Consider the following 25,195-nt stretch of genomic DNA (forward strand, 5'->3'; position numbering starts at 1 on the left):
GGTAGCGCTACGCTCGCGGCGTGACGGCCAAAGCGGAGCGGGTGAGGCGCATCGGGTGGTATGCCGCCCTCGTTGTCGCCTCACTCGTCACCGTGCTCGGCGTCTCGCTGCTGTTCGCCGCGTTCCGCAACGACAGTGCGATCGAAGCCGAACTCGGCCAGGCCACCGCGCAGGTCGAGTCGGTGACGTTCGACCGCACGATCATCAACTACGCCACCCCCGACGGCATCGTGCACAGCCCGGCCAACGGTGTCCTCTACCCGGCCGGGCTGGCCGCCGGGCAGCTCGTGAACATCGAGTACGACGTCGGCGACCCGGAACTCGCGCGGGTGGCCGGGCGTTCGGCGGCGAACACGCTGCTGCCACTGGGCAGCATGATCTTCTTCACCTGGCTGGTCGCCGGGCCACTGCTGTGGTGGATCCGGCGGCAGCGGCTGGCTCACCGGCGCTCGCTCGCGGAAGTCGCCGCCTGAGCGGTCCGGTCCCCAGAGAGACGCTATGAAAGGCCCGTTACTTGCAAATTTTGCAAGTAACGGGCCTTTCCTCTCACGCGCCGCAAGGAACGGGCCTTTCCTGGCGCGCCGCAAGTAACGAGTCGTTCCTCTCACGCGCGCGGGCGGAGACGAGCGCTCAGCCGACCGACTCCTGCCACCACCCCAGTACCTCGTCGGCCACCCCCGGCGCCGCGACCAGCAGCGCGTCGACGGGCAGCGCCGAGCCTTCCCCGTGCCGGTCCAGCACCACGGCCCCCGCCTCGATGGCCAGCGCGACCGAGCCCGCGACGTCCCATTCGCGGTAGTTGTGCAGCACCGCCGCGGCCGCGTGTCCCAGCGCGACCTGCGCGATCGCCAGCGCCGCCGAGCCCAGCACCCGGACCCCGGCGTGCGCGGCGGCGGCCCGTTCGATGAAGTGGCCCATCCCGGGCCACACACCCTTGCGCGTGAGTTCCGTGCAGACGATCGCCCCGGCGACCCCGCAGCGGTCGGTCAGCGTGATCGGCTTGCCGTTCGCCCGGGCGCCGCGGCCGCGTGCGGCGGCGTAGATCTGGGCGCGGTACGGGTCCGCGACCACGCCCACCACCGGCCCCGAAGCGTCGATCAGGGCGAGGCTGTAGGCGCACCAGGGGACGCCGGCGACGTAGTTCGCGGTGCCGTCGACCGGGTCGACGACCCAGCGGTACTCGGCGACGTCGGCACCGTGGTCGGCGCCGAATTCGCCACCGACGACGGGGATGCCGGGGAACTCCGCGGTCAGCACCCGGCGGGTGTGGCGTTCGAGGATCCGGTCCGTGTCGGTGACCCAGTCGAAGGGCGAGTCGTTCGGATCCGGCTGGGCGCCCCGGCCCGCGGTCGCGGTGATCACGTCGGTCGCGTCGTTGGCCAGCCGCCCGGCCACTTCGAGGGCCCTCGACAGCAACCCGGGCTCGACGGGTTGCGGCGGCCTTGACGACAGGAGGGTCATGCCTGCCTAGTGTGGCCGAAACTGGTTTCCGGAACACGACCTTGAGATGACATGTCGTCTGTTCCGTTTTTGTTGGCGTGGGCGTCACAACCGGATGCGACAGTGAGCATCGTGCGAGTCGCGATAGTCACCGAAAGTTTCCTGCCCCAGGTGAACGGCGTGACCAACTCCGTGCTCCGCGTCGTGGAACACCTCCGCGACCGCGCGCACGACGTGCTGATCATCGCCCCGGGACCGGGTCCCTCGGAGTACCTCGGCGCCCCGGTCGTGCGCATTCCCGCCCTCGACTTCCCCGGGGTGAACTCCCTCCCGGTCGGCGTGCCGACCAGGACGGTGCTCACCGCGCTGGCCGATTTCGGGCCGGACGTGGTGCATCTGGCGTCGCCGTTCGTGGTCGGCGCCCGCGGTCTCGCCGCGGCGAGACGGCTGCGGGTGCCGTGCGTCGCGGTGTACCAGACCGACATCGCCGGTTTCGCCTCCGCGTACGGCTTCGGTCTCGCCGCCCGCGCGGCCTGGCGCTGGGTGCGACGGCTGCACTCGCGGGCCGACCGCACGCTCGCGCCCTCGTCGGATTCGGTGGAACAGCTGAGACTGCACGGGATCCCGCGGGTGCACCGCTGGGCGCGTGGCGTCGACATCGAGCGGTTCTCGCCGGTCCACGCCGATCCCGCGTTGCGGGCCGAGCTGGCGCCGAACGGTGAACTGCTGGTCGGTTTCGTCGGCAGGCTCGCGCCCGAAAAGGAGGTCGAGCGGCTGACCGCGCTCGCCGGGGTCGACGGGATCCGCGTGGTCGTCGTCGGCGACGGGCCGGAACTGCCGATGCTGCGCGAGCGGATCCCGGGGGCCGCGTTCCTGGGCGCCCGGTACGGCGAAGAGCTTTCCGCCGCGTACGCGAGTCTCGACGTCTTCGTCCACACAGGACCGCACGAGACGTTCTGCCAGGCCATCCAGGAGGCGATGGCCTCCGGGCTGCCGGTGCTGGCGCCGAACGCGGGCGGTCCGAAGGACCTGGTCCTGCCCGGTCGCACCGGCTACCTGCTGCCCGCCGACCGCGCCGGGTTCTCGTCGGCGCTGGTGGAGAAGGTGAACGACCTGCGTGACGACGCGCTGCGCGCCAGGCTGGGGGAGAAGGCGCGCAAGGTGGTGCTGAACCGGACCTGGCCCGCGGTCTGCCGGGAACTCGTCGGCCACTACGAGGCTGTTCAGGGCAAGATCGCGCGCGCGGCCTGAAATGCATATAGTCCAGCTGGCCAACTTCTACGGGCCACGCTCGGGCGGATTGCGGACGGCGCTCCATCATCTCGGCGCCGGGTACGTGGCGAGCGGTCATCAGGTGACCCTCGTCGTGCCCGGGCGGCGCTACGCGGACGAGACGCTGCCTTCCGGCGTCCGCCGGTTTTCCCTTCCGGCACCCCGGATCCCGGGCACGGGCGGCTATCGCGCGGTCGATCCGCACCGGGTGCGCGCGGTGCTGAACCGGCTGGAACCGGACAGGCTGGAGGTGTCCGACCGCCTCACGCTGCGCGGTATGGGCGGGTGGGCGCGGCGCAACGGCGTGCCCAGCATGGTGATCTCGCACGAGCGGCTCGACAGGCTGCTGGAGCAGTTCTTGATGCCGGAACCCGTCGCTCGGCGCGTCGCCGACGTCGCGAACCGACGGATGGCGCGGCACTACGACACGGTGGTCTGCACGACGGCGTTCGCCCGTGCGGAGTTCGACCGGATCGCCGCGCCGAACGTGCGCCGCGTCCCGCTCGGTGTCGACCTCACGACGTTCGCCCCTGCCCGGCGTGACGACGGCTGGCGGCACACCCTGTCCGGCGACGCGGACGCGCTGCTCGTCCACTGTGGACGCTTGTCGCCGGAGAAGCACGTCGAGCGCAGTGTGGACACGGTCGCCGAGCTGACCGAGGCCGGGCACCGGGTGCGGCTCGTGATCGCGGGTGACGGGCCCCGGCGGCGAGCGCTGGAACGGCGGGCGCGCGGGCTCCCGGTGACCTTCCTCGGCTTCCTTTCCGGACGCGGTGACGTCGCGCGCCTGCTGGCCAGCGCGGACGTCTCGCTCGCGCCCGGTCCACACGAGACGTTCGGGCTGGCCGCGCTGGAGGCGCTCGCTTCGGGAACGCCGGTGGTGGTCTCGGCGTCGTCGGCGCTGCGGGAGATCGTGCGCCCCGGCTGCGGCGAGGCCGTCGACGACCGGGCCCCGGCGTTCGCGGGCGCCGTCACCGGATTACTGGAGCGTCCCGAGGGGACCCGACGGGCGGCGGCGCGGGCACGGGCGGAGGAATTCGCCTGGCCACAGTCGGTTCAGGGGATGCTCTCCGTCCTCATTTGAGCTTTTGTATCCAATTTGTACAACCGGCATTCATCGTCCCCTCAGCCATCGAGCGAGAGGACGGCACGTGAGGTTCGAAGTACTGGGCACGTTCAGCATCTCTTCCGGTCCGAGGTCGATCCCGTTGCGCGGCCGGATGAGAAGAACGCTCCTCGGGGTTCTGCTGGTCCGGGCGAACACCTTCGTGCCGGTGAACGTGCTCACCGAGGCCCTGTGGGACAGCCGGTGGGAGCCGCGCGCGGTGCCGAAGCTGCATTGGCACGTCCACAAGCTGCGGCAGGCCTTGCCCGAGGGGGACCGGCTCGGCTTCGACAACGGTGGCTACCGGCTGGAGGTCCACCCCGGCGAGCTCGACGTCGAGACCTTCGAGACGCTGGGAAGCCAGGCGCTGAAGTCCGCGGACCCCGCGCAGCGCGCGTCACTGATCCGACAGGCCCTCACGCACTGGCACGGAGCGCCCTACGACGGCCTCGACGTCCCGCTGCTTTCGGACGAGACGATGCGCCTCTCGGAGCACCGCCTGGTCCTGCTCGAAGAGCTCTACCAGGCCGAACTGAGCCTCGGGCGGCACGCGAGCGCGGCCGTCGAGCTGGCGGATCTGGTGCGTCGGCACCCGTTGCGGCAGCGTGCCCAGTACCTCCTGATGGACGCTCTCTGGCGAGCCGGGCGCACCTCCGACGCCCTGGCGGCGTACCGGCGCGCGCGCCGGGTCTCGGTCGATCAGCTCGGCCTCGAACCGGGGCCGGAACTGCGGTTGCTGGAGCGGCGGATCCTCGCCGGCGAGGTCGCGGGGGCCGGTGCGCACCGTGCCCCGGCGTTGCTTCACCGGGCCAGGTGACCCTACGGCGCGCCGCTTTGCTCCTGCTTGGCCGACGTGTCTCAGAGAGGCCGGGTTAATGTTCGGGTATGTCCCGAGCGAGTCTTGACAAGGATCCGCACGAAGTCGCCGCCATGTTCGACGACGTCGCGGACGGCTACGACCGCGCGAATTCGTTCATGACCTTCGGCTTCGACCGCCGCTGGCGCACCACCACCGCACGGGTGCTGGACGCCAAACGCGGCGAGAAGGTGCTCGACCTCGCGGCGGGCACCGGCGTGTCCACCGTCGAGTACGCGCGCAACGGAGCCTGGTGCCTCGCCGCGGACTTCTCGGTCGGCATGCTCAAGGCGGGCAAGCACCGCGGCGTGCCGATGGTCGCCGCCGACGCGCTGAAGCTGCCGTTCGCCGACGACAGCTTCGACGCGGTGACCATCTCGCTCGCGCTGCGGAACTTCGTCGACACCAAGGCCGCCCTCACCGAGATCGCGCGCGTGGTCAAACCGGGTGGGCGCCTGGTCATCTGCGAAGTGTCGACGCCCACATTCCCGCCGATCCGGTTCCTGCACCGGACGTTCATCGCGAAGCTGCTCACCTGGGTCGGCAGCCGGACCTCGTCGAACCCCGAGGCCTACTCCTACCTGGCCGAATCCATGCTGGCGTGGCCGGATCAGCGCACGCTCGGCGAGATCATCGCGAGCGCCGGGTGGACCGAGGTGGAGTGGCTGAACCTCACGTTCGGCGTCGTCGCCATCCACCGCGCGAAGAAGCCCTCTGTAGCTCCGCCTTCCTCCCCACCGCCACCCTCAACGGACGAGCTTCGCTCGACTGTAGATTCGTAAGCATGACCCGTCGCAACGCAGACCACGACGCCGAAGTCATCGTCGTCGGTGCCGGACCGGCCGGCTCCACCGTCGCCACGTACCTCGCCCGCGCGGGCGTCGACGTGCTGCTGCTGGAGAAGACCGAGTTCCCGCGCGAGAAGGTGTGCGGCGACGGCCTGACCCCTCGCGGCGTCAAACAGCTCATCGACCTCGGCATCGACACCAGCGAGGACGCGGGCTGGGTGCACAGCCGCGGCCTGCGCATCCTCACCGGCGAGCTGACGCTCGAACTCGACTGGCCGGACCTGACCAGCTACCCGCCGTACGGCGTTTCGCGTACTCGTCAGGACTTCGACGACCTGCTCGCGAAGACCGCGGTCAAGGCGGGCGCGCGGCTCTACGAGCGCACCACCGTCACCGGCGCGATCACCGGCCCGACCGGCCGCGTGATCGGCGTCGAGGCGAAGGTCGGCCCGGAGAAGACGCCGGTGAGCTACCGCGCTCCGCTGGTCCTGGCCTGCGACGGCGTCTCCGCGCGGCTCGCGCTGAGCGTCGGCATCCAGAAGAACGAGAAGCGCCCGATGGGCGTCGCGGTGCGGCAGTACTACAAGAGCCCGCGTCACGACGACCCGTTCATCGAGGGCCACCTGGAGCTGTGGGACCGCTCGGACCCGCGCGACCCGAAGCTGCTGCCCGGCTACGGCTGGGCGTTCCCGCTGGGCGACGGCACGGTGAACGTCGGCCTCGGCATGCTGTCGACGTCGGCCGCGTTCCGCAGCACCGACTACCGCGCGCTGCTGCGCCAGTGGCTCGACGGGACGCCCGAGGAATGGGGCTACCGCGAGGAGAACGCCATCGGCAAGGTCGGCGGCGCCGGTCTCCCGATGGGCTTCAACCGCACGCCGCACTACCGCGACGGCCTGCTGCTGCTCGGCGACGCGGGCGGCATGGTCAGCCCGTTCAACGGCGAGGGCATCTCGGCCGCGATGGAGTCCGCGCAGCTGGCGTCGGAGTTCGTCGTGCAGGCCTTGGCGCGGCGTGAGGGACCTTCGCGCGAGCGGGCGCTGGAGGGTTACCCGCGCGCCGTCGGGGAGCTGATGGGTGGCTACTACCGGCTCGGCAACGTGTTCGCGAAGCTGATCGGAAAGCCGAAGATCATGCACGCCGCGACGAAGTACGGACTGCGGATCAACTCGATCCTTCCGCTGGTCTACAAGGGACTTTCGGGCTGCTACGACGCCAAGGGCGGGGACGGCGTGGACCGTCTCATCGCCGCGCTGGCTCGGGCTACGCCCACTCCGCGCTGATGGCTCCGGGAACTCGCCGCTGAGCCGGGAAACGCCCTGCTGTCAGTGTCCCCAATGCCACATTGGGGACACTGAGCGTCTCCAATGTGGCATTGGGGGCGGCGGCTACCGGGCCGCTGGTGCTCACGGTTCGCCCACCCGCACCCTCGCTTCGCGAAGGACGCCATGCCCGCATCGCATGCGGTGAAGGCTCCTTTCACCCCGTCTGACGCGGGCAAAGTCCCCTTCAGCAGTACTCCGGGCAGTGGTATCGGTCACAGGACAGAACCGGTCAAAACCCGCATCGGAGTCGATCTTCGGAACGACGTCGCAGGTCACCGGTACCGCACGTCGGAAGTAACCGTACTGGCCGTGCGGCCAAGTTAGGGCAGCCTTATAGCACGGGGCCTAGGGACAAGAATGTGAGTCACGTCCTACACTCGCCCCATGCTTTGTGAATCGCTTCACATCCTCGACGGGAGGCTTGTGAACTATTTCACAAGCAAGGGGGTCGTCATGCACGGCCCGTAAGGGTTGCCTAACCCTCGGCGGTGTGACCCAGGTGACTTAGGGTGCCGACCGAGGGAAGCGGTGAACCCCGACTCGAAAACCGCAGCGGCGCGGAAAGGATGGCGAAAACCCCGTGCTGATGTTGCCCGTGCTGACCCAGGCCGGCACCCCCTCGGTGCCCAACCTGAACATGTACCTCCCCCTGGTCCTCCTGTTCGTCCTCGCTCTCGGATTCGCGGTGCTCTCGGTACTGCTCGGCCCGCTCGTCGGCCCGAGCCGTCCCAACAGGGCGAAGACCGCGGCCTACGAATGCGGTATCGAACCGTCGCCGCAGCCGGTCGTCGGCGGCGGCCGGATGCCGGTCGCGTACTACATCACCGCGATGCTGTTCATCCTGTTCGACATCGAGATGGTCTTCCTCTACCCGTTCGCGGTCTCCGCGGACGCGCTGGGCATGTTCGGCCTGGTGGAGATCGTGCTGTTCATCGCGACGGTCGGTTTCGCGTACGCCTACGTATGGCGTCGCGGCGGCCTGGATTGGAACTAGAGAAGCATGGGCCTCGAAGAAAAACTCCCCAACGGCATCCTTCTCGCGAGTCTTGAAGGCCTGGTCAACTGGGCGCGCAAGAACTCGATGTGGCCTGCCACCTTCGGTCTCGCCTGCTGCGCGATCGAGATGATGACCGTCGGCGGTTCCCGGTACGACATCGCCCGCTTCGGCATGGAGCGCTTCAGCGCGACACCGCGCCAGGCGGACCTGATGATCGTCGCCGGCCGCGTCACGCAGAAGATGGCGCCGGTGCTCCGCCAGATCTACGACCAGATGGCCGAGCCCAAGTGGGTGCTGGCGATGGGCGTCTGCGCCTCGTCCGGCGGGATGTTCAACAACTACGCCGTGGTGCAGGGCGTCGACCACATCGTCCCGGTCGACATGTACCTCCCCGGCTGCCCGCCCCGCCCCGAGATGCTGCTCGACGCGATCCTGAAACTGCACGCCAAGATCCAGGACGAACCGATCAACGCCCGTCGCGCCGCGATCCGCGCCGCGAGTGGTGAGCGCACCGAGCTGATCGCCTCCTCGATCAAGTACGCGAAGAAGTGAGCGACGTGCCTGAAGAGACCCCCGAAACCCCGGAGACCGGCGGCGAGCAGTCCAGCGCCGACCGGCCCGAAGGCGGCTTGGAGCCGCGAGGCGTCCGCCCGGCCGAACCGGTCGTCACCGGTAAAGAGCGCCAGGGCATGTTCGGCGTGCACGGCACCGGTGACACCTCCGGTTACGGCGGCGTCCGTCTCCCCGCGTACAACCCGCCCCCGGCGGAGCGCCCGTACGGCGGCTGGTTCGACGAGTTCGCCGACGAGTTCTACGCCGCCTTGGCGGACAACAAGGTTCCGGCGAGCGCGGTCCTGCAGACGACGGTCGCGCACGGCGAGATCACCTTCTACGTCGCCCGCGAGCACCTCGTCGAGATCGCGCGGACCCTGCGCGACGACACCGGTCTCCGGTTCGAGCTGCTCAGCTCGGTGTCCGGCGTGGACTACGGCGTCGACGTCCCGCAGCGGCTGCACTCGGTCTACCACTTCACGTCGATGACCTACCGGCGCCGCATCCGCATCGAGGTCACCCTCGACATCGAGGACCCGCACGTCCCGTCGCTGGTCGGGCTCTACCCGACCGCCGACTGGCAGGAGCGGGAGACCTGGGACATGTTCGGCATCGTCTACGACGGTCACCCGGCCCTGACCCGCATCCTCATGCCGGACGACTGGGACGGCCACCCCCAGCGCAAGGACTACCCGCTCGGCGGGATCCCGGTCGAATACAAGGGCGCGGAGATCCCGCCGCCGGACCAGCGGAGGTCGTACTCGTGAGCATCAGCGAGAACGCAGCAGAAGCAACGGAAGTCCCCGAGGCCGATTCCCGGGACACCACCGAAGGTCGCGTCTACACCGTCTCCGGCGGTGACTGGGAAGACGTCATCGAGGACTCGCGCCACGACGAGCGCATGGTCATCAACATGGGCCCGCAGCACCCGTCGACGCACGGCGTGCTCCGGCTCGTGCTGGAGATGGAGGGCGAGACCGTCACCCAGCTCCGCTCGGTCATCGGCTACCTGCACACCGGGATCGAGAAGAACTGCGAGTACCGTACGTGGACCCAGGGCGTCACCTTCGTGACGCGCATGGACTACCTCGCGCCGCTCTCCACCGAACTCGCATACTGCCTCGGCGTCGAGAAGCTGCTCGGCATCCAGGCCCCGCGCCGTGCCGAACTGCTGCGCGTGATGCTGCTGGAGATCAACCGCATCGGTTCGCACCTGGTCTACATCGCCACCGGCGGCATGGAACTCGGCGCCACCACCGCGATGACGCTCGGCTTCCGTGAGCGCGAAGAGGTCCTGCACCTGCTGGAGCACCTCACCGGTCTCCGGATGAACCACGCGTTCATCCGCCCCGGCGGCCTCGCGCAGGACATGCCGGACGACTACCAAGAGGTCGTCAGCGCGTTCGTCAAGACGATGGACGAGCGGCTTCCCTTGTACGACAAGCTCTTCACCGGTCAGCCGATCTGGCGCAACCGGCTCAAGGGCGTCGGCTACCTGCCGGTGGACGCGTGCCTCGCGCTCGGTGTCACCGGCCCGGTGCTGCGCAGCGCCGGTCTCCCGTGGGACCTGCGCAAGACCGAGCCGTACTCCCGCTACGACGAGTTCGAGTTCGACATCCCGACCTCGACCGACGCGGACTGCTGGGCGCGGTACCTGATCCGCGTCGAGGAGATGCACCAGAGCCTGCGGATCATCAAGCAGTGCCTGAAGAAGCTCGAGCCGGGCCCGGTCATGGTCGAGGACAAGAAGGTCGCCTGGCCCGCGCAGCTCTCGCTCGGCAGCGACGGCCTGGGCAACTCGCTCGAACACGTCCGCAAGATCATGGGCCAGTCGATGGAATCGCTGATCCACCACTTCAAGCTGGTCACCGAGGGCTTCAAGGTCCCGGCGGGCCAGTCGTACACGACGGTCGAGTCGCCGCGTGGCGAGCTCGGCGTGCACCTCGTGTCCGACGGCGGCACCCGGCCGCTGCGGGTCCACGTGCGCGAACCGAGTTTCGTGAACCTGCAGTCGATGCCCGCGATGGCCGAAGGCGGCCTGGTGGCGGACGTCATCGCCGCCATCGCCTCGATCGACCCCGTCATGGGGGGAGTGGACCGTTGAGCACCCAGCCCGGAACGACACCGACGCCCGAGCCCGGCACCAGTTTCGCCGAGCAGACCCACGTCGCCGCCGGTGGTGACGTCGACGTGATCGCGATCGCGCCGGATCCCGCCGAGGCGGAGGGGATCCTGGAGAACGCGAAGCTCGAAGACATCTTCGACGCCGACACCTACGCCAGGGCGCAGAACCTGATCTCGCGCTACCCGCAGTCGCGCTCGGCGCTGCTGCCGCTGCTGCACCTCGTGCAGTCGGTGCAGGGTTACGTGAGCCAGGAGGGCATCGCCTTCTGCGCCGCGCAGCTGGACCTGTCCGACGCCGAGGTCAGCGCGGTCGCGACGTTCTACACCATGTACAAGCGCCGCCCGTGCGGCGAGCACCTGGTGAGCGTCTGCACCAACACCCTTTGCGCGGCCATGGGCGGCGACGCGATCTACAAGAAGCTCCAGACGCACCTCGGTTCCGAGGAGAAGCCGCTGGGGCACAACGAGACCGCGGGCACGCCGAACGAGCCCGGCTCGATCACCCTCGAACACGCCGAATGCCTCGCGGCCTGCGACCTCGCCCCGGTCATCCAGGTCAACTACGAGTACTTCGACAACCAGACCGAGGACAAGGCCGTCGCGCTGGTCGACGCGTTGCAGGCGGGCAAGAAGCCCGCCCCGACGCGCGGCGCGCCGCTGAGCAGCTTCAAGGGCGCCGAGCTGCAGCTCGCCGGGTTCTTCCCCGACGACGCGCAGCAGTACCGCACGGACGTCGACGGTCCTTCGCAGGCCGTCGAAACCCTGCGGGGCGCGCAGGTCGCGCAGGACCGCGGCTGGACGGCGCCCGCCATGAAGGACGTAGCGCTCCCTGAAGTGGAGAAGAAGTAATGGCAGACCCCATCACTCCGGTCCTCACGAAGCGCTGGCTTTCGCCCAACTCCTGGACGATCCAGTCCTACGAAGCCCTCGAGGGCTACACCGCGATCCGCAAGGCGCTCAAGGGCACTCCCGAGCAGATCGTCCAGCTGGTCAAGGACTCCGGCCTCCGCGGCCGTGGCGGCGCGGGCTTCCCGGCCGGCATCAAGTGGTCCTTCATGCCTCCGAACGAGGACAAGCCGCACTACCTGGTGATCAACGCCGACGAGGGCGAGCCGGGGACCTGCAAGGACATCCCGCTGATGATGGCGGACCCGCACTCGCTGATCGAGGGCTGCATCATCGCCTCGTACGCGATGCGCTCGCACCACTGCTTCATCTACGTCCGCGGCGAGGCGCTGCACTGCATCCGCCGTCTCAACGCGGCCGTGCGCGAGGCGTACGAAGCGGGCTACCTCGGCCCGAACATCCTCGACTCCGGATTCGGCCTCGACATCACCGTGCACGCGGGCGCCGGGGCGTACATCTGCGGCGAGGAGACGGCGCTGCTGGATTCGCTGGAAGGCCGTCGTGGCCAGCCGCGGCTCAAGCCGCCGTTCCCGGCCGCCGCGGGTCTCTACGCCGCGCCGACCACGGTGAACAACGTCGAGACCATCGCCAGCGCGCCGTACATCATCAACGGCGGGTCCGACTGGTTCCGCCAGATGGGCCGCGAGAAGTCGCCCGGCCCGAAGATCTACTCGATCTCCGGCCACGTCGAGAATCCCGGCCAGTACGAATGCCCGCTCGGCACCACGCTGCGCGAGCTGCTGGACATGGCCGGCGGCATGAAGGACGGTGTCCCGCTGAAGTTCTGGACGCCGGGTGGTTCGTCCACGCCGATGTTCACCAAGGAACACCTCGATGTTCCGCTGGACTTCGAAGGCGCGGCGGAAGCCGGGTCGATGCTGGGCACGACGGCCGTTCAGGTCTTCAACGAGACCGTTTCCGTGCCGTGGGCCGTGATGAAGTGGACGCAGTTCTACGAGCACGAGTCCTGCGGCAAGTGCACGCCGTGCCGCGAGGGCACGTACTGGCTGGCGCAGATCCTGGAGCGCATGGTCGAGGGCAAGGGCACCGAAGAGGACATCGACACCCTCCTCGACGTCTGCGACAACATCCTCGGCCGGTCGTTCTGCGCCCTCGGTGACGGCGCGGTCTCGCCGATCCAGAGCGGGATCAAGTACTTCCGGGATGAATTCCTGGCTTTGTGTAACGCAAACAAGCGCGAACTGGTGGGGGCGCAGGCATGACGATCGCACCCGACAAGCCCGAAACGTCCACAGAGGACATTCCGGTTCCCGAAGGCCACGTCAAGCTGGTCATCGACGGTGAAACGGTCATCGCGCCCAAGGGCGAGCTGCTGATCCGCACCGCCGAACGGCTCGGCACGGTCATCCCGCGCTTCTGCGACCACCCGCTGCTCGACCCGGCCGGTGCCTGTCGCCAGTGCCTCGTCGAGGTCGAAATGGGTGGCCGTCCGATGCCGAAGCCGCAGGCCTCGTGCACCATGACGGTCGCCGACGGCATGGTCGTGAAGACCCAGCTGACCTCGGCCGTCGCGGACAAGGCCCAGCAGGGTGTGATGGAGCTGCTGCTCATCAACCACCCGCTGGACTGCCCGATCTGCGACAAGGGCGGCGAATGCCCGCTGCAGAACCAGGCGCTCGCGCACGGCCGCGCGGAATCCCGCTTCGTCGACACGAAGCGGACGTTCGCGAAGCCGCTGCCGATCTCCTCGCAGGTGCTCCTGGACCGGGAGCGCTGCGTGCTCTGCCAGCGCTGCACCCGGTTCTCCCGCGAGATCGCCGGTGACCCGTTCATCGAGCTGCTCGAACGCGGTGCCCACCAGCAGATCGGCACGGCCGAGACGGCCGACGTGCTGGACCTGGCTTCCCGCACCACATCGGGCCAGCCGTTCCAGTCGTACTTCTCCGGCAACGTCATCCAGATCTGCCCGGTCGGCGCGCTGACGTCGGCCGCGTACCGGTTCCGTTCGCGGCCGTTCGACCTGGTGTCCGCGCCGAGCGTGTGCGAGCACTGCTCGTCCGGCTGCGCCGAGCGGACCGACTTCCGCCGCGGCAAGGTCATGCGGAAGCTCGCGGGCGACGACCCCGAGGTCAACGAAGAGTGGCTCTGCGACAAGGGCCGGTTCGCCTTCCGCTACGCCTCCGCCGAAGACCGCATCCGCCGTCCGCTGGTCCGCAACGCCGACGGTGTCCTGGAAGAGGCTTCCTGGACCGACGCGCTGCGCGCGGCCGCCGCCGGGCTCACCGAGGCGCGGGACGGCAAGGGCGCCGCGGTGCTGACCGGCGGTCGCCTGACCGTCGAGGACGCCTACGCGTACTCGAAGTTCGCGCGGATCGCCTTGGGCACCAACGACATCGACTTCCGGTCCCGTCCGCATTCGGCCGAGGAACTGAACTTCCTCGCGTCGCACGTGGTCGGGACGACGCCGGAGAGCGGCGTCACCTTCGGCGAGATCGAGCGGGCGCGCACGGTGCTGTGCGTGGCGTTCGAGCCGGAGGACGAGGCGCCGATCGTGTTCCTGCGGCTGCGCAAGGCGGCCCGCAAGAACCGCACCCGCGTCGTCCACTTGGGACAGTGGACCACCTCCTCGGTCCGCAAGACCTTCGGTGAGCTGCTGGCCTGCGCGCCGGGCAGCGAAGCCGCCGCGCTCGACGGCATCGCGCAGCACGCACGCGATCTGGACGAACACTTGTCAGGTGACGGCTCGGTGGTACTGGTCGGCGAACGCGCTGCCGAGGTCCCCGGCCTGTTCTCGGCCCTGCACCGGCTGGTGGAGCGCACCGGCGCCCGGCTCGCGTGGATCCCGCGTCGTGCGGGTGAGCGCGGTGCCCTGGCGGCGGGCGCGACGCCGACGCTGCTTCCCGGCGGCCGGCCGGTCACCGACGCCTCGGCTCGCGCCGAGGTCGAAAAGGCCTGGGGCGTCACGCTTCCCGCCGCCGCGGGCCGCGACACCACCGCGATCCTCAAGGCCGCTTCCGGTCACGACCTCGACGGCCTGCTCGTCGGCGGCGTCGACCCGGACGACCTGGCGGACCCGGATCTGGCCCGTCGCGCCCTCGAGAACGCGAAGTTCGTGGTGAGCCTGGAACTGCGGCACAGCGCGGTCACCGAGCACGCGGACGTCGTCCTCCCGATCGCCCCGGCGGTCGAGAAGGCGGGCAGCTACCTGAACTGGGAAGGCCGCCGCCGCGAGTTCGCCGTCACCCTCGAAGGCACCGGCGCCCTGCCGGACTGCCGGGTGCTCGACACCCTCGCCGTCGAAATGGACGCGGACATCTTCACCCAGACCCCGGCCGCTTCCGCCGCCGATCTGGCCAAGCTGCAGGGCAAGACCGAGCCCGCGGCCTTCGAGCCGATCGCCGCCGCGGCGGCCTCGATCGCGGGGAACGGCAAGGTCCTGCTGGCCACCTGGCGTCAGCTGATCGACAACGGTTCGCTGCAGGACGACGAGCCGCACCTCAAGGGCACACAGCGCGAGGTCGTCGCGAAGCTCTCGGCGAAGACCGCCGAAGGCTTGGGCGGCACCGTGAAGGTCTCCACCGAACGCGGCTCCATCACGCTGCCGATCGAGGTCGCGGACCTGCCGGACGGCGTCGTGTGGCTCCCGGGCAACTCCGACGGCTCAGCCGTCCGCGCCGCGCTCGCGGCCGGACACGGCTCGGCCGTCACCCTCACCGGAGGTGAGAAGTGACTCCGTTGCTCACCCAGATGCCGGACGCCGCCGAGCGGGCGGCGCTGCTGGCGGACGACCCGTTGTGGCTGATTCTGATCAAGACGGTCGTCATCCTGCTGATCGGCCCGATCCTGACGATCTTCCTGATCGTCTGGGAGCGCAAGGCCGTCGGCCGGATGCAGAACCGTCCCGGCCCCAACCGGGTCGGGCCCGGCGGCTACCTGCAGTCCCTCGCGGACGCGATCAAGCTGCCGTTCAAGGAACAGATCATCCCGGACACCGCCGACCGCAAGGTGTACTTCCTCGCGCCGGTGATCTCCGCGGTGCCCGCGCTGATCGCGCTGGCGGCGATCCCGTTCGGCCCGGTGGTCTCGATCTTCGGTGAGAGGACCACGCTCCAGCTGGTCGACCTGCCGGTCGGCGTGCTGGTGATCCTGGCCTGCTCCTCGATCGGCGTGTACGGCCTCGTGCTGGCCGGCTGGTCTTCCGGTTCCCCGTATCCGCTGCTCGGCGGGCTCCGCTCGGCCGCGCAGGTGATCTCCTACGAGATCGCGATGGGCCTGTCCATCGTGGGCGTCATCCTCTACGCGGGTTCGATGTCGACCTCGCAGATCGTCGAGTCGCAGCAGACCGGCTGGTACTTCTACCTGCTGCTGCCGAGTTTCGTGATCTACCTGATCTCCATGGTCGGTGAGACCAACCGCGCGCCGTTCGACCTCCCCGAGGCCGAATCCGAGCTGGTCGGCGGTTTCCACACCGAGTACAGCTCGATGAAGTTCGCGATGTTCTTCCTCGCCGAGTACGTCAACATGGTGATCGTTTCGGCGTTCGCGACCACGTTGTTCCTCGGTGGCTGGAAGTTCCCGTTCGTCGGCGCCGAGCACGCGCTCAACCAGGGCTGGCTCCCGCTGCTGTGGTTCACCGCGAAGCTGTTCATCCTGCTGTTCGGCTTCATCTGGCTGCGCGGCACGCTGCCGCGGCTGCGGTACGACCAGTTCATGCGGCTGGGCTGGAAGGTCCTGGTCCCGGTCAACCTGGTCTGGATCGTGGTGATCGTCTCGGTCCGCGCGATCAAGAACTCGGGCGGGCTCTCCACCCCGCAGATCCTCATCGGCGGCGGCGCGCTCATTCTCGTCGTCGTCATCCTGAGCCTGCTGCTGCCGGACAAGAAGGTCCCGGACGACGACTACGTCCCGGTGACCGGCGGCGGGTTCCCGGTGCCACCGCTCGACCTCCAGGTTCCGGACAAGACTCCGCGTCAGAAGGCCCTAGAGAAGGCCGAAGCCCGGGCGGCCAAGCGCAAGCCCGCGGCGGTTTCCAGTGGAAGGGAGGCCGGCGATGGGGATGTTTGATCCCATCAAGGGTTTCGGTGTCACCTTCGGGATGATGTTCAAGAAGGTCGCCACCGAGGAGTACCCGGAGGCCGGCGCCCCCGCCGCTCCGCGCTATCACGGCAGGCACCAGCTCAACCGGCATCCGGACGGGCTGGAGAAATGCGTCGGCTGCGAGCTGTGCGCGTGGGCCTGCCCGGCGGACGCGATCTTCGTCGAAGGCGGCGACAACACCGAAGAGGCACGCTTCTCGCCCGGTGAGCGGTACGGCGCCGACTACCAGATCAACTACCTGCGCTGCATCGGCTGCGGGCTGTGCGTCGAGGCCTGCCCGACCCGGTCCCTGACGATGATCAACTTCTACGAGCTGGCCGACGACGACCGGCAGCGGTTGATCTACACCAAGGAAGACCTCCTCGCGCCGCTGCTGCCGGGTATGGAGCAGCCGCCGCACCCGATGCGGCTCGGCGAGAACGAGCAGGACTACTACGTCAACGGCCCGGAACTGGCGCGCCCCAAGCCCGTCGAGAGCACGGAGGCCGCCAAGTGATTACGGCCTTCCTCGCCCAGACCGACGTTTCGGCCGGGATCACCACCGGCGAGACCATCGCGTTCTGGGTGCTCGGCCCGCTCGCGCTGCTCGGCGGGCTCGGCATGATCTTCTCCCGCAACGCCGTGCACTCGGCGCTGTGGCTGGTGCTCACGATGCTGTGCCTCGGCGCGCTGTACATGATCCAGCAGGCGCCGTTCCTCGGCTTCACGCAGATCATCGTCTACACCGGCGCGATCATGATGCTGTTCCTGTTCGTGCTGATGATGGTCGGCCGGGAGAGTTCCGACTCGGTCGTCGAAGTCCTGCGCGGGCAACGGGTCATGGCGACCTTGCTCGGCGTCGGCGTCGGCGGCCTGCTCGCGGCGGGGCTCGCCCGTTCGCTGGCCAACGTCACCCCGGCGCTGCCGCTCGACCCGGCGAACGTCGACGGCGGCGGCCCCGGTGGGCTGGGACGGCTCATCTTCACGAAGTACCTGTTCCCGTTCGAGCTCACGTCGGCACTGCTGATCACCGCCGCGCTCGGCGCGATGGTGCTCGCCTTCACCGACCGGCACGCCAAGGGCGGCAAGAAGTCGCAGAAGGAACTCGTCGTCGACCGGTTCACCGGAAAGCACGACAGGCCTTCGCCGCTGCCCGGCCCGGGTGTCTTCGCGACGGCCAACTCGATCGCCACCCCGGCTCTGCTGCCGGACGGCTCGATCGCCCCGGAGTCGCTCTCGGACATCATCGAGTCGACCTCGGCCTCGCGACTGGAGGACGAGCGCAAGCAGGTGTCCGGTGCGGAACCGGGCCCGGACGCCCACGCGCTCGTCGGCAAGAAAGAAGGGGACGAGGAATGACCCCGACGTACTACCTGCTCCTGTCCGCGCTGCTGTTCACCATCGGCGCTGTCGGGGTTCTGGTGCGCCGCAACGCGATCGTCGTGTTCATGTGCATCGAGCTGATGCTGAACGCGGCGAACCTGTCCCTGGTCACGTTCGCCCGGATCAACGGCGGACTCGACGGTCAGGTGATGGCGTTCTTCGTGATGGTCGTCGCCGCCGCCGAAGTCGTGGTGGGCCTCGCGATCATCATGGCGATCTTCCGCACCCGGCGCTCGGCCTCGGTCGACGACACCAACCTGCTGAAGTACTGAGGGAGCACCGAAAGTGACCGCATCATCGTGGCTGCTGGTGGCCTTCCCTGCCCTCGGCGCCCTTGTTCTCCTGCTGGCCGGTAAACGCGCTCGTCCCTGGGGGCACCTCCTCGGCAGCGCGACCGTCTCACTGTCCTTTGTGTACGGCCTGATCCTCTTCTTCGCGGCCGACACGAAGAACATCGCGGACGTCAAGCTGTTCTCGTGGATCCCGGTCTCGGCGCTGCAGGTCGACTTCGGACTCCGGATCGACGCGCTTTCGCTGACCTTCGTCCTGCTGATCACCGGCGTCGGCATGCTGATCCACTTCTACTCGATCGGCTACATGGCCGAGGACCGCGACCGGTCGAGGTTCTTCGCGTACCTCAACCTGTTCGTCGCCTCGATGCTGATCCTGGTGCTGGGCAACAGCTTCGTGACGCTGTACCTCGGCTGGGAGGGTGTCGGCCTCGCGTCGTACCTGCTCATCGGCTGGTACCAGGACCGCCCGTCCGCGGCCACCGCGGCGAAGAAGGCGTTCCTGATGAACCGCGTCGGCGACGTCGGGCTCGCGCTGGCGATCTTCCTGATGTTCAAGTACGTCGGGAGCACCGGCTACGCCGAGGTCTTCGGCGCCGTCGGCCAGATCCCGACCGGCGCGGTCACCGCGATCGCGATCCTGCTGCTGCTGGGCGCCTGCGGTAAATCCGGTCAGTTCCCGCTGCAGGCCTGGCTTCCCGACGCGATGGAGGGCCCGACCCCGGTCTCGGCCCTCATCCACGCGGCGACGATGGTCACCGCCGGCGTCTACCTGGTCGCCCGCGCGCACGAGATCTTCAACGCCACTCCGGACGGCCGCCTGATCGTCACCCTCGTCGGTACGGTCACGCTGCTGATCGGGTGCATCATCGGCTGCGCCTACGACGACATCAAGAAGGTCCTGGCGTACTCCACGGTCAGCCAGATCGGCTACATGATGCTCGCCGTCGGCCTCGGGCCGATCGCCTACGCGCTCGGCATCATGCACCTGGTGGCGCACGGTTTCTTCAAGGCCGGGCTGTTCCTCGGGGCCGGTTCGGTCATGCACGCCATGAACGACGAGGTCGACATGCGGAAGTTCGGCGGGCTGCGCAAGCACCTGCCGGTCACCTTCTGGACCTTCGCCCTCGGCTACCTCGCCCTGATCGGCATCCCGCCGCTTTCCGGCTTCTTCACCAAGGACGCGATCATCGAAGCGGCCCTGTCCCAGGGCGGCTGGCGCGGCTGGGTGATGGGCGGCGCGGCACTGCTCGGCGCCGGGCTCACCGCGTTCTACATGACGCGCCTGATGGTGATGACCTTCTTCGGCAAGGAACGCTGGAAGGAGATCAAGAGCAGCGACGGCCGCGACTTCCACCCGCACGAGTCCCCAGCGGTGATGAAGTGGCCGATGATCATCCTGGCCGTCGGTTCGATCGGCGCCGGCGCGTTCTTCGCCCTCGGCGACCGGTTCGCCGAATGGCTCTCGCCGGTGGTCGGACCGCTCGAAGAGGGTGGCCACAGTGTCATCCCGCACCTGCTGGTCCCGTTCCTCACCGTGGCGCTGTCCGTGCTCGGTGCGGTGGCCGCGTGGCTCTTCGTCGGTCGCAAGGACGTTCCGGTGGAACGCCCCGAGCGGGTCTCCGCCGTGGTCAAGGCCGCGCGCAACGACCTCTACGGCAACACCCTGAACGAGACGCTGGTCGCCCGTCCGGGCACCTGGCTCGCCCGCGCGCTGGTCTACGTGGACAACCGCGGGGTCGACGGCGCGGTCAACGGCCTCGCCGCCGCGCTCGGCGGCGGATCCGGGCGCCTGCGCCGCCTGCAGACCGGCTTCGTCCGCTCCTACGCACTGTCCATGCTGGGCGGCACATTCCTGCTTCTGGCGGCACTCCTGCTGGTGAGGTTCTCCTGATGACTTGGCTCCTGGCAACCATCCTGGTGCCGCTGGTAGGCGCGGCGGTCGTGGCGGGGTTGAAGAAGAACGATCGCCTGGCGACGCTCACCGCGCTCGGCGTGTCCATCCTGACGTTCCTGCTGGTGATCCCGCTGTGGGCGAGCTACTCGCCGACGGGGGACCGGATCCAGCAGAAGTCCTCGATGGACTGGATCCCGAACTTCGGCATCCACATCTCGTTCGGCATCGACGGCATCGCGCTGGTGATGATCGCGGTCATCGGGCTGCTGGTGCCGATCGTGGTCGGCTCGCTCGGCCTGACCGACAAGCTCCCGGCCGGGCGCTCGGCGGGCGGGTACCTCTCGCTGATCCTGGTGCAGCAGTCGCTGACCATCGCGGTGTTCGCCGCGACCGACGTCTTCCTGTTCTACGTGCTGTTCGAGATCATGCTGATCCCGATGTACTTCCTGATCGGCGGCTACGGCGGCGCGAACCGGCAGTACGCGGCGGTCAAGTTCTTCCTGTACTCGTTCCTCGGCGGCCTGATCATGCTGGCCTCGGCCATCGGGGCGTACTCGATGGCGTCGGACGAACTCGGCAAGGGCACCTTCGACTGGGAAACGCTCGTCACGGTCGTCCGCGACGCGCCGACGGGCACCCAGATCTGGCTGTTCCTCGGGTTCTTCCTGGCGTTCGCGATCAAGGCCCCTTTGGTGCCGTTCCACACCTGGCTGCCGGACGCCGCGGGCCAGGCGCCCATCGGCGTCGCGGTGCTGCTGGTCGGCGTGCTGGACAAGGTCGGCACGTTCGGGTTCCTGCGCTACTGCCTCCCGATGTTCCCGGAGGCCAGCAAGGAACTCGCGCCGTGGGTGCTGGTGCTCGCCGTCGCGGGTGTCCTCTACGGCTCGATCCTCGCCGCCGGGCAACGCGACATGAAGCGGTTCATCGCCTACGTGTCGATCGCCCACTTCGGGTTCATCGCGCTGGGCATCTTCACCTTCAACGAGCAGGCGATGGTCGGCTCGGTGTCGTACATGCTCAACCACAGCCTCGCCACCGGAATGCTGATCGTGGTCGTCGGGCTCATCGTGATGCGCGGCGGATCCACCAAGATCTCCGACTACGGCGGCATGGCGAAGGTGACCCCGCTGCTCGGCGGGATGCTGCTCATCGCCGGTCTGTCCACGTTGTCCCTGCCGGGCACGAACTCCTTCATCAGTGAGTTCCTGGTGCTGCTGGGATCCTTTGTGGACTATCCGGTGTACACGATCATCGCGACGGTCGGCATGGTGCTGGCCGCGGCGTACGTGCTCTGGCTCTACCAGCGCGTCATGCAGGGCCCCGTCCGCGGTGACGCCCTGATGGGCGCCGGTGGGGGCCCGGGCACGGCTATCGCGCCCGAACTGGGCGCGACCAAGGCCATCAAGGACCTCGGCGGCAAGGAGATCGCGATCCTGGCGCCGATGGTGGTGCTGATCATCGCGCTCGGGTTCTACCCCAAGCCGGTGCTCGACACGATCACCCCGTCGGTGCAGGCGACGATGTCGTCCGTACAGGGAGGCAAGTAAACAGTGCTCTTCTTGACTCAGGCGCCACCGGTGAAGGTGCCGTCGATCGACTACTTCGCCGTCACGCCGATCTTGATCATCCTCGGCGCGGCGTGTGTCAGCGTGCTGTTCGAAGCCTTCCTGCCCAAGCACATGCGGTGGCCGTCGCAGGTCTTCCTCTCCCTGCTCGGGATCGGGGCGGCGGGTGTCTTCCTGGCCTGGTACGCCAGCTCGTCCGCGCCGGAGGGCGGTGTCACGACCTTCAGCGGCGCGATCGCCGTCGACCGGCCGTCGCTGTTCCTGTGGGGCACCCTGTTGGCGCTGGCGCTCGGCGCGCTGCTGCTGATCGCGGACCGCTCGGTCGAACCGGGCGGCGCGTTCGTCGCACAGGCCGGTATCCGCCCGGGCACCGTCCAGGACCGCGCGCAGGTCGGCACCACCGGCATGCAGACCGAGGTCTTCCCGCTGACGCTGTTCGCGCTCGGCGGCATGATGGCGTTCGTCGCGGCCAACGACCTGCTGACCATGTTCATCGCGCTCGAAGTGCTGAGCCTGCCGCTGTACCTGATGTGCGGTCTGGCGCGGCGGCGTCGCCTGCTCTCGCAGGAATCCGCGGTCAAGTACTTCCTGCTCGGCGCGTTCTCGTCGGCGTTCTTCCTCTACGGTCTCGCGCTGCTCTACGGCTACGCGAACTCCGTGCAGCTGTCGGACATCGCCAACGCCGCCGCCGGTTCGGACCGTTCGGACACACTGCTGTTCGCCGGGCTCGGCCTGCTCGCTGTCGGCCTGCTGTTCAAGGGCTCGGTCGGCCCGTTCCACACCTGGACCCCGGACGTCTACCAGGGCGCGCCGACCCCGGTCACCGCGTTCATGGGCGCCTGCACCAAGGTCGCCGCGTTCGGCGGGATCCTGCGGGTGTTCTCGGTGGCGTTCGAATCGACCAGCTGGGAATGGCGCGGCGTGCTCTGGGGCGTCGCGATCATCTCGATGCTGATCGGCGCGGTGCTGGGCCTCACGCAGACCGACGTGAAGCGCATGATCGCCTACTCGTCCATCGCGCACGCCGGCTTCCTGCTCATCGGTGCGATCACGATGACCGAGGAAGGCCTGTCGAGCACGCTGTTCTACCTGCTGGCCTACGGCTTCACCACGCTCGCCGCGTTCGGTGTCGTCTCGCTGGTGCGGGACTCGAACGGCGAGGCGACGCACCTGTCCGCGTGGGCGGGCTTGGCGAAACGGTCTCCGGTGCTGGCGGGCGTGTTCACCTTCCTGCTGCTCGCCCTGGCCGGTATCCCGCTGACCAGTGGTTTCGTCGGCAAGTTCGTGGTGTTCTCGGCGGCCCTGTCCGACGGGATGGCGCCGCTGGTCGTCATCGCCCTGATCTTCAGCGCCGTCGCCGCGTTCTTCTACCTGCGGGTGATCGTGCTGATGTACTTCTCCGAGCCGGCCCCCGACGGCCCGACCGTCACCGTGCCCGGCGCGTTCACCACGACGGCGATCACGCTCGGCGTCATCGTCACGCTGGTGCTCGGCCTGATCCCGGCGTTCGCCCTCGACTGGGCGGCCTCGGGCGGCTTCGCCCTCAAGTAGTTCTTCGCGCGTGAAGGCCCCCTCGCTCTTGTGAGGGGGCCTTCACGCGTATGTGGGTAGTTGCCCGGTGAGGGGTCCGCGAGCACGCTTCGCGCGTCATAGTGTGGTCACGTTGTCACGCTTGGGGAGGGGTGCGATGTCAGGCGGGTATGAGGTCGTCTTGACGGCGATCGAGTCTTCGGCCGGTGCGGCGAAGCGCGCGGCCGAGGTGGTCCGGCCGACAGATCTCGCGGCGGGATTGACCGGCGTCGCGGCAGGACTGCCCGGCGGTGTCTCCGGTGAAGCGGCCAGGCTGCTCGCCGACGCCTGGGGCCGCGCGGTGCCGACGTGGGTCGAGAACGTCGATGCCTACTCGGCCCAGCTGGACCAGGCCGCGGCGCGATACCGGTCGAACGAACAGTCCGCCGTCCACGACCTGCGTCCGATGGCCCCCGGCGGTGGGCGGAGGCCGGTCTGATGGTCACGTGGGCCGACGTCCGACGATGGGATCCGGCCGCGGTGGGGCGGGTCGCCGACGACCTCAACGCGTGGTGCACCCGGATCATCGGCGCGAACGACGACGTCGAAGCGATGGCGCGGTTCGACGGCTGGACCGGCGACGCGTCCGTCGCCGCTTCGACGCGGGGAAACTCGCTGATCACCACCGCGGAACAGTTGGTCGCGCAGGCATCGGCCGTCCGCCGAGGTGCCCATGAGGTGCAGATCGCGCTCGAGCGGATCAGCGCGTTCGTCCGGGAGACCGAAGACCTCACCTATCGTCACGGGCTGACGATCGGTGACGGTTGTGTGGTGCCGATCCCCGGTCAGCCGCCGCTCGCGCCGGAGGTGCTGGCGATCCGTCACCGGGTTCAAACGGAGATCGCGGACAAGGTCGAGCAGATCCTGCGCCGGGCGACGGACGTGGACGCCGATTTCGCCGCGATCATGACCAGGGCGATGCGCGGCGAGATCAGCGAACAGGGCGTCGGCACCCTCGCCCAAGCCGCCGACGTCGGTGCCGCGCAAAGCGGACTGTCGATCATCGGTCCGCCCGAAGGTGGCACGCCGAGCGACAACAAGGCGTGGTGGGACAGCCTGTCCGACACGGCGAAGGTCGCCCTGCTGCAGAACGCGCCGGACCTGATCCGCAACCTGGACGGTGTCCCGGCGGTCGATCGCGACTCGGCCAACCGCGCCGTTCTGCAGCGGGAGATCGACCGCCTGCAAAGCGAGGCGACCGAGATTTCGCGCGCCAACCCGAACGATCCGCGCACGCCGAACCAGGGCGACTGGGCGGGTAAGGAGAAGCTCGACGAAATCGCGGCGAAACTGGACGGGCTGCGGGCGATCCAAAGCCGTCTCGATCATCCGGGGCCTGGTGACCAGCAGGCATTTCTGCTCGGACTGGACGTGAACGGAGACGGCAAGGCGATCATTTCGGCGGGTAACCCCGACAAGACAGTGAATGTCGCCACTTACGTTCCGGGCACTGGCGCGGACCTGGCGGGAATCGGCGGTGAAATAATCCGCTCCGACCGGATGGTGGAAGCTGCGATGCGAGGGGGCTCACCATCGACAGCTGTGATCTCGTGGGTCGGTTACGACGCGCCGGACGATGTCGTTCCGAACGCGATGAGTGAGAGCTATGCGTACAACGCGAAGAAGGACCTTGACCGTTTCCAGGATGGCTTGCGGGCCACGCACGAAGGAACCCCGTCGCACAATACGGTGATCGGGCACAGCTACGGTACGACCGTCATCGGGCACGCCGCGCGTGACGAGCACTTGGCGGTCGACGACATCGTTTTCGTCGCGAGTCCTGGTGTCGGGGTCAACCAGGCGGAGGAACTCGGCCTGCCCGCCGACCGTGTTCACGCGACCGTGGATCCTAAGGATCCGATCCAGTTGGTGCCGATCCACGGGATAGAGCCGCAACATTTCGAGGGCGCGGATGTGTTCGCTTCGGGACAGCTGAACGCGCCGCCACCGTCTTCGTGGGAGGGATACGACGAAGCGGCACATTCGAAGTACTGGGATCCTGAAAACAGGGCACTGATCAACATGGGGCGGATCATCGCCGGTAAGCCCACCTCCTGACTGGATCGGACACCATGCGGTACTCGATGAC

General features: G+C 68.5%; 23 protein-coding genes. 22 read left to right on the forward strand and 1 reads right to left on the reverse strand.

From position 1 onward, the window contains the following. Positions 1-20: 20 nt before the first annotated feature. On the forward strand, positions 21-473 hold the full coding sequence (locus tag ACLJRM_RS25925) for a DUF3592 domain-containing protein (RefSeq protein WP_410664508.1): 453 nt from the start codon (positions 21-23) through the stop codon (positions 471-473). A 157-nt stretch (positions 474-630) separates the two neighbouring features. On the opposite strand, the gene ACLJRM_RS25930 is transcribed toward ACLJRM_RS25925, so the two are convergent. Beyond that, complete coding sequence (locus ACLJRM_RS25930) at positions 631-1,461, reverse strand: inositol monophosphatase family protein (RefSeq protein ID WP_101612041.1); 831 nt, start codon at positions 1,459-1,461, stop codon at positions 631-633. Positions 1,462-1,572: 111 nt separating this feature from the next. On the opposite strand from ACLJRM_RS25930, the gene ACLJRM_RS25935 reads away from it, so the two are divergent. The 21 genes from ACLJRM_RS25935 (at position 1,573) to ACLJRM_RS26035 (ending at position 25,164) form a co-directional block, all read left to right on the forward strand. Then, complete coding sequence (locus ACLJRM_RS25935; protein ID WP_199192950.1) at positions 1,573-2,691, forward strand: glycosyltransferase family 4 protein; 1,119 nt, start codon at positions 1,573-1,575, stop codon at positions 2,689-2,691. A gap of 1 nt (position 2,692) precedes the next feature. Continuing rightward, positions 2,693-3,796 (forward strand): glycosyltransferase family 4 protein, encoded by a 1,104-nt coding sequence (locus tag ACLJRM_RS25940; RefSeq protein WP_410664509.1) that lies wholly within the window; start codon positions 2,693-2,695, stop codon positions 3,794-3,796. Between the two features lie 67 nt (positions 3,797-3,863). Continuing rightward, a complete protein-coding gene (locus tag ACLJRM_RS25945; protein ID WP_410664510.1) occupies positions 3,864-4,634 on the forward strand; it encodes an AfsR/SARP family transcriptional regulator in 771 nt (256 codons plus the stop codon). Between the two features lie 68 nt (positions 4,635-4,702). Next, entirely contained in the window at positions 4,703-5,455 is a 753-nt protein-coding gene (locus tag ACLJRM_RS25950; protein ID WP_233223080.1) for a demethylmenaquinone methyltransferase, read from the forward strand. A 2-nt stretch (positions 5,456-5,457) separates the two neighbouring features. Continuing rightward, complete coding sequence (locus ACLJRM_RS25955) at positions 5,458-6,744, forward strand: geranylgeranyl reductase family protein (protein ID WP_410664511.1); 1,287 nt, start codon at positions 5,458-5,460, stop codon at positions 6,742-6,744. 628 nt (positions 6,745-7,372) lie between these two features. After that, complete coding sequence (locus tag ACLJRM_RS25960; RefSeq protein WP_076164505.1) at positions 7,373-7,780, forward strand: NADH-quinone oxidoreductase subunit A; 408 nt, start codon at positions 7,373-7,375, stop codon at positions 7,778-7,780. A 6-nt stretch (positions 7,781-7,786) separates the two neighbouring features. Further along, positions 7,787-8,335, forward strand: a complete 549-nt coding sequence (locus ACLJRM_RS25965; protein WP_005151847.1) for a NuoB/complex I 20 kDa subunit family protein — start codon at positions 7,787-7,789, stop codon at positions 8,333-8,335. Positions 8,336-8,340: 5 nt separating this feature from the next. Then, complete coding sequence (locus ACLJRM_RS25970) at positions 8,341-9,102, forward strand: NADH-quinone oxidoreductase subunit C (RefSeq protein WP_410664512.1); 762 nt, start codon at positions 8,341-8,343, stop codon at positions 9,100-9,102. Further along, the gene (locus ACLJRM_RS25975) at positions 9,099-10,439 is read left to right on the forward strand and encodes an NADH-quinone oxidoreductase subunit D (RefSeq protein ID WP_101612046.1); all 1,341 of its coding nucleotides are present in this window, start codon (positions 9,099-9,101) and stop codon (positions 10,437-10,439) included. The genes ACLJRM_RS25970 and ACLJRM_RS25975 overlap by 4 nt, the downstream gene beginning before the upstream one ends. Then, positions 10,436-11,308, forward strand: a complete 873-nt coding sequence (gene nuoE, locus ACLJRM_RS25980) for an NADH-quinone oxidoreductase subunit NuoE (protein WP_101612047.1) — start codon at positions 10,436-10,438, stop codon at positions 11,306-11,308. Before ACLJRM_RS25975 ends, nuoE begins: the two co-directional genes overlap by 4 nt. Next, positions 11,308-12,588 carry an NADH-quinone oxidoreductase subunit NuoF gene (gene nuoF / locus ACLJRM_RS25985; protein WP_101612048.1) on the forward strand — a complete coding sequence of 427 codons (1,281 nt, stop codon included), beginning with the start codon at positions 11,308-11,310 and terminating at the stop codon, positions 12,586-12,588. Before nuoE ends, nuoF begins: the two co-directional genes overlap by 1 nt. Continuing rightward, a complete protein-coding gene (locus ACLJRM_RS25990; RefSeq protein ID WP_410664513.1) occupies positions 12,585-15,056 on the forward strand; it encodes an NADH-quinone oxidoreductase subunit G in 2,472 nt (823 codons plus the stop codon). Before nuoF ends, ACLJRM_RS25990 begins: the two co-directional genes overlap by 4 nt. Further along, a complete protein-coding gene (nuoH, locus tag ACLJRM_RS25995; protein WP_101612050.1) occupies positions 15,053-16,390 on the forward strand; it encodes an NADH-quinone oxidoreductase subunit NuoH in 1,338 nt (445 codons plus the stop codon). Before ACLJRM_RS25990 ends, nuoH begins: the two co-directional genes overlap by 4 nt. After that, positions 16,377-16,919 (forward strand): NADH-quinone oxidoreductase subunit NuoI, encoded by a 543-nt coding sequence (gene nuoI / locus ACLJRM_RS26000; RefSeq protein WP_101612051.1) that lies wholly within the window; start codon positions 16,377-16,379, stop codon positions 16,917-16,919. Before nuoH ends, nuoI begins: the two co-directional genes overlap by 14 nt. Further along, entirely contained in the window at positions 16,916-17,761 is an 846-nt protein-coding gene (locus tag ACLJRM_RS26005) for an NADH-quinone oxidoreductase subunit J (protein ID WP_101612052.1), read from the forward strand. The genes nuoI and ACLJRM_RS26005 overlap by 4 nt, the downstream gene beginning before the upstream one ends. Beyond that, entirely contained in the window at positions 17,758-18,057 is a 300-nt protein-coding gene (nuoK, locus tag ACLJRM_RS26010; protein WP_101612053.1) for an NADH-quinone oxidoreductase subunit NuoK, read from the forward strand. Before ACLJRM_RS26005 ends, nuoK begins: the two co-directional genes overlap by 4 nt. A 13-nt stretch (positions 18,058-18,070) precedes the next feature. Further along, a complete protein-coding gene (gene nuoL, locus ACLJRM_RS26015; RefSeq protein WP_410664514.1) occupies positions 18,071-19,969 on the forward strand; it encodes an NADH-quinone oxidoreductase subunit L in 1,899 nt (632 codons plus the stop codon). Beyond that, complete coding sequence (locus ACLJRM_RS26020; RefSeq protein WP_101612055.1) at positions 19,969-21,519, forward strand: NADH-quinone oxidoreductase subunit M; 1,551 nt, start codon at positions 19,969-19,971, stop codon at positions 21,517-21,519. The genes nuoL and ACLJRM_RS26020 overlap by 1 nt, the downstream gene beginning before the upstream one ends. A gap of 3 nt (positions 21,520-21,522) precedes the next feature. Then, the gene (gene nuoN, locus ACLJRM_RS26025; RefSeq protein WP_101612056.1) at positions 21,523-23,088 is read left to right on the forward strand and encodes an NADH-quinone oxidoreductase subunit NuoN; all 1,566 of its coding nucleotides are present in this window, start codon (positions 21,523-21,525) and stop codon (positions 23,086-23,088) included. 136 nt (positions 23,089-23,224) lie between these two features. Then, a complete protein-coding gene (locus tag ACLJRM_RS26030; protein WP_101612057.1) occupies positions 23,225-23,545 on the forward strand; it encodes a hypothetical protein in 321 nt (106 codons plus the stop codon). Next, a complete protein-coding gene (locus ACLJRM_RS26035) occupies positions 23,545-25,164 on the forward strand; it encodes an alpha/beta hydrolase (RefSeq protein WP_410664515.1) in 1,620 nt (539 codons plus the stop codon). The genes ACLJRM_RS26030 and ACLJRM_RS26035 overlap by 1 nt, the downstream gene beginning before the upstream one ends. Positions 25,165-25,195 lie beyond the last annotated feature (31 nt).

The organism is Amycolatopsis sp. lyj-84 (genome assembly GCF_046549075.1).
Lineage (GTDB): Bacteria > Actinomycetota > Actinomycetes > Mycobacteriales > Pseudonocardiaceae > Amycolatopsis.

Bases quoted from the DNA above. Each gene is read 5' to 3' on its own strand.
- ACLJRM_RS25930 (WP_101612041.1), bottom strand. From the start codon at position 1,461: ATGACCCTCCTGTCGTCAAGGCCGCCGCAACCCGTCGAGCCCGGGTTG.
- ACLJRM_RS25940 (WP_410664509.1), top strand. From the start codon at position 2,693: ATGCATATAGTCCAGCTGGCCAACTTCTACGGGCCACGCTCGGGCGGA.
- ACLJRM_RS25950 (WP_233223080.1), top strand. From the start codon at position 4,703: ATGTCCCGAGCGAGTCTTGACAAGGATCCGCACGAAGTCGCCGCCATG.
- ACLJRM_RS25955 (WP_410664511.1), top strand. From the start codon at position 5,458: ATGACCCGTCGCAACGCAGACCACGACGCCGAAGTCATCGTCGTCGGT.
- ACLJRM_RS25960 (WP_076164505.1), top strand. From the start codon at position 7,373: ATGTTGCCCGTGCTGACCCAGGCCGGCACCCCCTCGGTGCCCAACCTG.
- ACLJRM_RS25965 (WP_005151847.1), top strand. From the start codon at position 7,787: ATGGGCCTCGAAGAAAAACTCCCCAACGGCATCCTTCTCGCGAGTCTT.
- nuoF (WP_101612048.1), top strand. From the start codon at position 11,308: ATGGCAGACCCCATCACTCCGGTCCTCACGAAGCGCTGGCTTTCGCCC.
- ACLJRM_RS25990 (WP_410664513.1), top strand. From the start codon at position 12,585: ATGACGATCGCACCCGACAAGCCCGAAACGTCCACAGAGGACATTCCG.
- nuoI (WP_101612051.1), top strand. From the start codon at position 16,377: ATGGGGATGTTTGATCCCATCAAGGGTTTCGGTGTCACCTTCGGGATG.
- nuoK (WP_101612053.1), top strand. From the start codon at position 17,758: ATGACCCCGACGTACTACCTGCTCCTGTCCGCGCTGCTGTTCACCATC.
- ACLJRM_RS26020 (WP_101612055.1), top strand. From the start codon at position 19,969: ATGACTTGGCTCCTGGCAACCATCCTGGTGCCGCTGGTAGGCGCGGCG.
- ACLJRM_RS26030 (WP_101612057.1), top strand. From the start codon at position 23,225: ATGTCAGGCGGGTATGAGGTCGTCTTGACGGCGATCGAGTCTTCGGCC.
- ACLJRM_RS26035 (WP_410664515.1), top strand. From the start codon at position 23,545: ATGGTCACGTGGGCCGACGTCCGACGATGGGATCCGGCCGCGGTGGGG.